Here is a 7,744-nt window from a genome sequence, read left to right on the forward strand (position 1 = left end):
TTTTTAAACCGGGAACCTTCGGACATGGTTACCTTGAACAGGTTCGTAGCTGTTCAGTGATCCCCGCAGGCTTCGCAGAGGCCGCGCAGCTCCAGTGTCGTCTTGCTCGACTTGAAGCCGTTCTGCAGGCTCCATGCGCTGACGAGATTTTCGATCGCCGCGTCGGAAAACTCCGTCACCTGACCGCATTTCTCGCAAATGGCGAAAGCCACCAGACCCTGCTGGTGGCATTGCGGATGCGCGCAGGCAACGAAGGCGTTGAGGCTTTCGAGCCGATGGATCAGCCCGTAGTCGAGCAGCTTTTCCAGCGCGCGATAGACTTGCAGCGGCGCGCGGAAACCGTCATCGCGCAGCTGGTCCAGGATCGTATAGGCGCTGAGCGGGCCTTCCGCCTTGGACAGCACGTCGAAAACCAGTGTCTGATTGCGGGTCAGGTCCTGCGGGGCGTGATGATGGTGATGGGTGCTCATTGTCCAGCGATCCGTTTCGGTGATGCTTGTTCCCTCTTATGTAGGGGTAACAGGCTCAAAATGAAAATGGCAAGCGCCGCGACCACGATGGACGGGCCGGAGGGCGTGTCGAAATGAATGGAGCCATAAAGTCCGCCGATGACGCCTGCCGCGCCGATCAGCGAGGCGAGGATGGCCATCTGCTCGGGCGTGGAGGCAAAGCGGCGTGCGGTCGCTGCCGGTATGATCAGCAGCGAGGTTATCAATAGGATTCCGACGATCTTCATCGCAATGGCGATGACGATGGCCAGAAGCAGCATGAAAACGATACGCGACAGGGCGGGGTTCATGCCCTCGGCGCGGGCAATGTCCTCGCTGACGGTGGCGGCGAGGAAGGGACGCCACAGCCAGGCCAGAACCGCCAGCACGAACACGCCGCCGCCATAGATGAAGACGATATCCATGCGCGAGACGGCCAGAATGTCGCCGAACAGGAAGGACAGCAGATCGACGCGCACCCATGTCATGAAGGCGACGAGGACGAGGCCAAGCGACAGGGTGGCATGGGACAGGATGCCGAGGAGCGAATCCGCCGACAATGTATGGCGGCGCTGCAAAAGCAGCAGAATGGCGGAAATCGCCACGGCGACGGCAAACACGCCGATCATCAGATTGATGTCGAAAACAAGTGCCAGCGCCACGCCGAGCAGGGCGGAATGCGCCATCGTATCCCCGAAATAGGCCATGCGCCGCCACACGATGAAGCAGCCAAGCGGCCCGGTGGTGAGCGCCAGTCCGACACCGGCGATGATGGCGCGGGTGAAGAAATCGTCAAGCACGGGGCGCGCTCCCTTCGTGATGATGGTGGTCATGCTCGTGCTCGTGCTCATGATGATGGCCGTCATCGGCATGGCAGTGATCGGTCACGGAACCGTCGGCATGAAGCACGCGCCCGTCGGGCAGATGCGTGTGATCGTGGTGATGCTCATAAACGGCAAGCGGCCCGACGGCGCGGCTGCCGAACAGGCGCATATATTCAGGGCTCGCCGTCACATCGCGCGGCGTCCCGCTGCAGCACACATGGCCGTTGAGGCAGATGACGCGGTCGGTCGCCGCCATGACGAGATGCAGGTCGTGCGAAATCAAAAGAACGCCGCAGCCCGTATCGTCGCGCAGTTTCGCGATCAGCTCGTAGAGCGCAGCCTCGCCGGAAAAATCGACGCCCTGCACCGGCTCGTCCAGCACCATGAGGTCCGGCTTGCGGGCCAGCGCGCGCGCCATCAGCGCCCGCTGGAATTCGCCGCCCGACAGGTTGGCGATCTCGGCCTTTGCAAGATGCGGAATGCCGACCACTTCCAATGCCGTCTCAATATCCTTGCGTGAGAGAGGTCCTGTCAGCGTCATCAGGCGCTCGACCGAAAGCGGCAGCGTGCGGTCGATATTTATCTTCTGCGGCACATAGCCGATGCGCAGTCCAGGCATGTGGGTCACGCTGCCCTCGTCGGGCTTCAGGATGCGTAGCGCCATCTTGGCGGCGGTGCTCTTGCCCGCGCCATTCGGCCCGATCAGGGTCACGATCTCCCCGCGCTCGACGCTCAGGCCGACATTGCGCACGAGCCAGCGCCCGTCGCGATAAACGCCGGCGTCCTTCAGTTCGATCAAGGTTTCCCGCGCCTTTTGGACGGGGAGGGCGGTCTTCCTGCTCATCTGTTCCGGGCTTTTCTCAGTGTCTTTTCGTTGCGCCACCCCGGTTGCGATTTTTGCAAAAATGGGGGTTGCCTCACCTTATGACAGACGTTATAGCATAACGCAACAGACGTAATAGAATAACATATCACTTGAATATGGTATCCTTTCCCAACCGCACAAGAGAGAGACCATGAAACACTTCCGCTCCCTTCTTCTCGCCTCGGCTTTCCTTGCTGGTGCGACGAATATCTCGCTTGCCGCAGAGCGCGAAGGCGTTGTGGTATCAATCAAGCCGCTCCATTCTATCGTGTCGGCAGTCATGCAGGGCGTGGGCGAGCCGAAGCTGATCGTGCAGGGGGCGGGTTCGGAGCATGTCTACAGCCTCAAGCCTTCCGATGCCGAGGCAATCGAGCACGCCAAGGTGATCTTCTGGGCCGGGCCGTCGATGGAAACCTTCCTCGACAAGCCGATCGATACGCTGGGCGAGGGCGCGAAGGTCGTCGCGCTTGGCGATGCGGACGGCCTCACCCGGCTGAAGTTCCGTGAAGGCGGTCCTTTTGAAGCGCATGACCACGGGCATGAAGGTCATGACCATGGCCATGATGACAAGAAGCACGATCATGCCGCGGAAGCTTCCGAAGCCGGGCATGATCATGACCACGGCCATGGCGAATATGACCTGCATTTCTGGCTCGACCCGCAGAACGGAAAGGTTCTGGCAACGGATATTGCGAAGACGCTGGGCGCAAGCGACCCGGAACATGCCGAGCAATATGAAAAGAACGCCAGGGACTATGGCGAGAAGATCGACGCTCTGACCAGGGAAATCGCGAGCGAACTGGAGCCGGTCAAAGACAAGCCCTTCATCGTCTTCCATGACGCCTACCAGTATTTCGAAAATCGCTTCGGTGTGAAGGCCGCCGGGTCGATCACGGTCAGCCCTGAAAAGGCGCCGGGCGCAGCGCGCATCAAGGAAATCCACGACAAGATCAAGTCGCTTGGCGCAACCTGTGTGTTCTCCGAACCGCAATTCGAGCCGAAGCTGGTAAAGACGGTTATCGACGGGCCCGAGGCCAGAACCGGTATTCTCGATCCTCTGGGCGCGGAACTGAAGGACGGGCCGGATCTCTACCCGCAGCTTATCCGCAATCTGGCGGATTCGCTTAAAACCTGCCTGTCGAAATAACAGTCGCAGCCGCTTCCCTTTGCTGGATGCACGCGCGTTCAGAACGCGGCTGCAAATGTGCCGGGCTGCAACTATCGACAGCCCGGCACTCACGAACCAAAACCGGAAAAGGCTTCGCCCCTTCGCCTGAAAGCGCGTCAAACCCAGACCGTCTGGAGCATTTTCATAAAGTGCGTAGGGATTCCGCGATTGCGTTTGAACGGAACCGCTCTGGAGCATGATCCGACCGGAGCGAAACGAGGGTCGACAAGATGTTGCTCCACGCAGAAGGGGCTGGAGCGTCGATCTGATTCAATCCGATCGAAACGCGCTCCGGGTTTTCCGGGACATTTCAGGGCGGCTTCCCCGCCCATTTTCACCGCCAAGATTGTTACGATATAACATAAAGGAGAAATGAATGCGCAGCTTTTTGAGGACGCTTCACGCTGGTGCCGTTATGGTCTTTCTCGCTCCTGCGGTTGCAGGTGCGCATGGCATCTGGATTGCCGAGCGTCATGGCACGCAGGCTGTTGTTTACGGTCACGGCGCGAGCGACGAGGCCTATGATCCGCAGAAGCTGAAGACGGTCACTGCCCGGGATGTGGACGGCAAGGAACTCGCCGTTGAGATCAGGCGGCAGGAAGATCATGCCCTGCTCGGTGTGCCCGGGGATGCGGTCGTGGTCAGCAGCGTCTTCGATAATGGCTTCTGGGCCGAGGGGCCGGACGGCAAGTGGGTCAACAAGCCGAAATCGGAAGTGCCGGGCGCAAAACAGTCCAGCCAGAGCCGGAAGTTCGCCGTCGCCATTCTCGACCATCTGCGCAAAAAGCCCGAGCCGCAGGGCCTGCCGTTTGAAATCGTGCCGCTGATGGACCCGACGATTTTGCAGGCGGGCAACGAACTGCCCGTGCAGGTTCTGGTTGACGGAAAGCCGGTCGAAGACGTGGAAGTCGCGGCGGACTATGTCAATGACAGCCATGCGGCACCCGTGAAGACCGATGCGGAGGGCATTGCCAGGATCAGGATTCGCAATGCGGGTCTCAATGTCGTCGGGGCTGCCTATTCCAGCCCGCTTTCCGATTCAAAGGAAGCCGACAAGCTCAGCTATTTCACCACGCTGACCTTCAATCTCGATCACCATCACCACGATTGATCCCACCCTGTCATCAAGGAACGGAGTCATGCGAAAGAGACTGCCCGTTACGGTCCTGTCCGGCTTTCTTGGAGCCGGAAAGACGACGTTGCTCAACCACGTGCTCAACAATCGCGAGAACCGCCGCGTTGCGGTGATCGTCAATGATATGAGCGAAGTGAACATCGATGCCGCCCTCGTTCGGGAGGGCGGCGCCAATCTGTCCCGCACGGATGAGCAGCTGGTCGAAATGACCAATGGCTGCATCTGCTGCACCTTGCGCGATGATCTCCTGAAGGAGGTCTCACAACTGGCAGCTCAGGGACGTTTCGATTATCTGCTGATCGAATCGACCGGCATAGCCGAGCCCTTGCCGGTCGCCGCCACGTTCGAATTTCGCGACGAGAAGGGCAACAGCCTTTCCGATGTCGCCCGGCTCGATACGATGGTGACGGTTGTCGATGCCGCCAATCTGCTGAAGGATTATGCGTCGAGCGACTTTCTGCGCGATCGCGGCGAATCCCTCGGCGTGGAGGACGAGCGCACGCTCGTCGACCTGCTGGTCGAACAGATCGAGTTCGCCGACGTCGTCGTGCTGAACAAGATATCGACGGCTTCGCGAGAGGAGCGTGATCTCGCCCACAAGGTCATCCGTTCGCTCAATCCCGATGCCCGCATCGAGGAAGCTGATTTCGGCGAAGTGCCGCTCGACGCCATACTGGACACGAAGCTCTTCGACTTCAACAAGGCGCATGAGCATCCGCTCTGGTACAAGGAACTCCACGGCTTCGCCGCGCACACGCCCGAGACCGAGGAATATGGCGTCCGCTCCTTCGTCTATCGCGCGCGGCGCCCCTTCGATCCCGGACGATTCCAGTCGTTCATCGATAAGGGCTGGCCGGGCGTCGTGCGGGCGAAGGGCTTCTTCTGGCTGGCGACCAGACCGGATTTCGTAGGCGAAATCAGTCAGGCTGGCGCCTTGGTGCGCACCGGCAAAAGGGGTCGCTGGTGGTCGTCCGTGCCAAAGCAGTACTGGCCGGCGGAACCCGAATGGCAGCGCGCCATGGAACCATATTTCCATAAGACATGGGGTGACCGGCGTCAGGAAATCGTGTTCATCGGCGTCGATCCGATGCAGGAAGACGCGCTCATCGATGAGCTGGACCAGTGTCTGCTTGAGGAAGAAGACTTCGTGCCGGAGCGCTGGTCCGGCCTGAACGATCCGTTCCCGAACTGGTCGCCCGCCTGAGCCTGTTTGGCCAGCGATTCCAGAGCGGTTCCCATTGAATCGGGGCGTCTGAAACCGCTCTGTCTTTTGTTTCTACGCAAGCCTAATCCCAAAGCAGGTTCCCGCTTTTGGGGGCGTGCTCCATATCCAGAGCCCTGCTGTCGGCCAGCGTTCGGTGATCCAGAACGCTGGCGATGGCTTCGCGCACATCCAGCATCATCTGGCGCACTTCGCATTCGTCCTCATCGCAATCGTCGCAGGGGCGATAGTCGGTCTTGCTGGCGCAGGCGATAGGCGCAAGCGCGCCGTCAAGCGCACGGATGATATTGCCGATGGCGATCTCGTTGGCCGGGCGGGCGAGGCAGAAGCCGCCGCCCTTGCCTTTGCGGCTTAGAACGAAACCGGCATTGCGAAGCTCAGTGAAAATATTGTCGAGAAACTTGCGCGGTATATGGTGCTTTTCGGCGATCTCGCTGGCGGAAACCAGCTGTCCATCGGTAACGCCCGCCAGATGTACCATGGCTTTCAGGCCATATTTGCCCTTTTTGGTCAGCATGCCACCCCTGTGGGGCATTTCCTCGAAGTACCGAAACCGGCTTTGTCCGGAAATGCACGAAAAGAATACGCAACACACGCCGCCAGCCAAAACCGGCGCCGTTCGCAACATCAGGCCAAAGCCTGCTCCTTGGAAGTTAGGCGCTAAACCCGGCTGCGACAAGTCTTTTTGCCGCCGCAGCTTCGGGACGAAACCGGAATCGATTTCCTGAAAGCGCTATGCGTCGATACAACGGTGTGGATCCTGCCCGTTCTCCAGCAATGCGAGCGATAATGCGCCTTGCAATGCGTCGCCAAGTGCGGGCCGATAGAGTCCCCGATACGGCAGGAAGGGCAGTGCTGCATAAGAAGAGGCTAGGCCTCCGGTCAGGCTGAACCGGCCAAGCCTTTCCGTGTCGAGCCGCTCCAGACCGCGTGCAATATAAGAGCAGGCGCGTTGCAGGATCGAATTGCCGAGCGGATCGCCCGCATGGGCGTGGTTGAAAACGAGGGGAGCGAAGGCGGCGTAGTCGGCGGCTGTTGCCTTGCGCGAGAAGGCGATGATCTGGCGAAGCTCGCCGTTGAACCGCGCCAGCACGGCGTCGACAAGTGCCGTACGCTCCGCCATTCCATCCAGTGCGAGCAGCGTTTCTTCGAGAAGTTCCCGCCCAAGCCGCGCGCCACCCGCGTGGTCGCTCAGCATGAAGCCGCGTCCGCCGACAATCTCGAAGGCGCCCCGTTCCCTTTTGACGAAGACCGAACCGGTGCCGAGAATGACGATAGCGCCGTCGTCCTGACCGAGCGCGCCTTGCAGGGCGCTGACCGCGTCGGAAACGATCTTCACATGGCCAAAGGGGAACTGGCGTTCCATGCTGTCCTTGTCGGCAAACGAATTTGCGCCCGCGAGCCCGAGCACCGCGCAGGTCTCTCTTAGTATGGCGACATCGAGCCCCGCGTCCTGCACGGCCTGCTTCGCCGCGCGCTTTATATTATCCAACGCGGCGACCGGCTCCGCGCCGATATTGGCGGGGCCGCTGGTCCCCCGGCCCATGGTCGCGCCATCGCGGTCGGCGAGAAGCGCCCGGCACCCGGTGCCGCCGCCATCGACCGCCAGAATATAAGGCATTGGCTTCATGTTCATTCACCCGATTGTCATGTCAGCCGTCACGGAATCGTCGCAACTGTTCGAATCGCCAGTTTTTCACGGTTGAAATTTGGTTAAAAAGGACCATATTGGCTGTGGAAAGAAAATTCCTGTTTTTTTGAGAAACTGCGTTGACAGTTTTGTTTGGTGGGGTCTATATGGCGCCACAACGAGGGCGGCGGCGCCGCAAGCGGCAGGCTGATGCGTCCTTGGGGTTGGTTGAAGGTGTCTGGCAGAGATGCTGGGTGTTGGTAGGCTGGCGGCGTTGACGGGGCTTTGAGTCTTGTTGATGTTAGAAGAAAAGAACTTCGATTAAGTTTGTGATTTTCTTCGAAAAAAGTGGTTGACAGGTTGGTTTGACTGATCTAGAAGCCCGGCACCGCAGACGAGGCGCTGACAGGAT

Annotated in this window: 8 protein-coding genes; 3 read left to right on the forward strand and 5 right to left on the reverse strand. The window is 59.8% G+C overall.

Annotation, left to right across the window (positions count from 1 at the left end):
- Positions 1–53: 53 nt before the first annotated feature.
- Genes ABWW28_RS18985 through ABWW28_RS18995 form a run of 3 tightly spaced genes read right to left on the reverse strand, consistent with a single transcriptional unit; the run spans position 54 to position 2,156 of the window.
- On the reverse strand, positions 54–470 hold the full coding sequence (locus ABWW28_RS18985) for a Fur family transcriptional regulator (RefSeq protein WP_176588300.1): 417 nt from the start codon (positions 468–470) through the stop codon (positions 54–56).
- Complete coding sequence (gene znuB, locus ABWW28_RS18990; protein WP_176588301.1) at positions 467–1,321, reverse strand: zinc ABC transporter permease subunit ZnuB; 855 nt, start codon at positions 1,319–1,321, stop codon at positions 467–469. The genes ABWW28_RS18985 and znuB overlap by 4 nt, the downstream gene beginning before the upstream one ends.
- Positions 1,281–2,156, reverse strand: a complete 876-nt coding sequence (locus ABWW28_RS18995) for an ATP-binding cassette domain-containing protein (RefSeq protein WP_176588302.1) — start codon at positions 2,154–2,156, stop codon at positions 1,281–1,283. Before ABWW28_RS18995 ends, znuB begins: the two co-directional genes overlap by 41 nt.
- A 172-nt stretch (positions 2,157–2,328) precedes the next feature.
- Here ABWW28_RS18995 and znuA point away from each other — a divergent pair, with 172 nt between their 5' ends.
- From znuA to zigA, 3 genes are all read left to right on the forward strand, one after another.
- Positions 2,329–3,324: a zinc ABC transporter substrate-binding protein ZnuA gene (gene znuA / locus ABWW28_RS19000; protein WP_353391762.1), complete on the forward strand. Its 996-nt coding sequence runs from the start codon at positions 2,329–2,331 to the stop codon at positions 3,322–3,324.
- A 397-nt stretch (positions 3,325–3,721) separates the two neighbouring features.
- Positions 3,722–4,456, forward strand: coding sequence for a DUF4198 domain-containing protein (locus ABWW28_RS19005; RefSeq protein ID WP_025091717.1), 735 nt, complete (start codon positions 3,722–3,724; stop codon positions 4,454–4,456).
- A gap of 28 nt (positions 4,457–4,484) precedes the next feature.
- Entirely contained in the window at positions 4,485–5,684 is a 1,200-nt protein-coding gene (zigA, locus tag ABWW28_RS19010; RefSeq protein WP_313012886.1) for a zinc metallochaperone GTPase ZigA, read from the forward strand.
- 82 nt (positions 5,685–5,766) lie between these two features.
- Here zigA and ABWW28_RS19015 read toward each other — a convergent pair whose 3' ends face one another.
- Positions 5,767–6,219, reverse strand: coding sequence for an RrF2 family transcriptional regulator (locus tag ABWW28_RS19015; RefSeq protein ID WP_100649082.1), 453 nt, complete (start codon positions 6,217–6,219; stop codon positions 5,767–5,769).
- Positions 6,220–6,435: 216 nt separating this feature from the next.
- Entirely contained in the window at positions 6,436–7,338 is a 903-nt protein-coding gene (locus tag ABWW28_RS19020) for a glucosamine kinase nucleotide-binding domain-containing protein (RefSeq protein WP_176588305.1), read from the reverse strand.
- Positions 7,339–7,744: the final 406 nt, after the last annotated feature.

This window comes from Brucella sp. NBRC 14130 (assembly GCF_040371715.1).
In the GTDB taxonomy this organism is placed as follows: Bacteria; Pseudomonadota; Alphaproteobacteria; order Rhizobiales; family Rhizobiaceae; genus Brucella; species Brucella intermedia.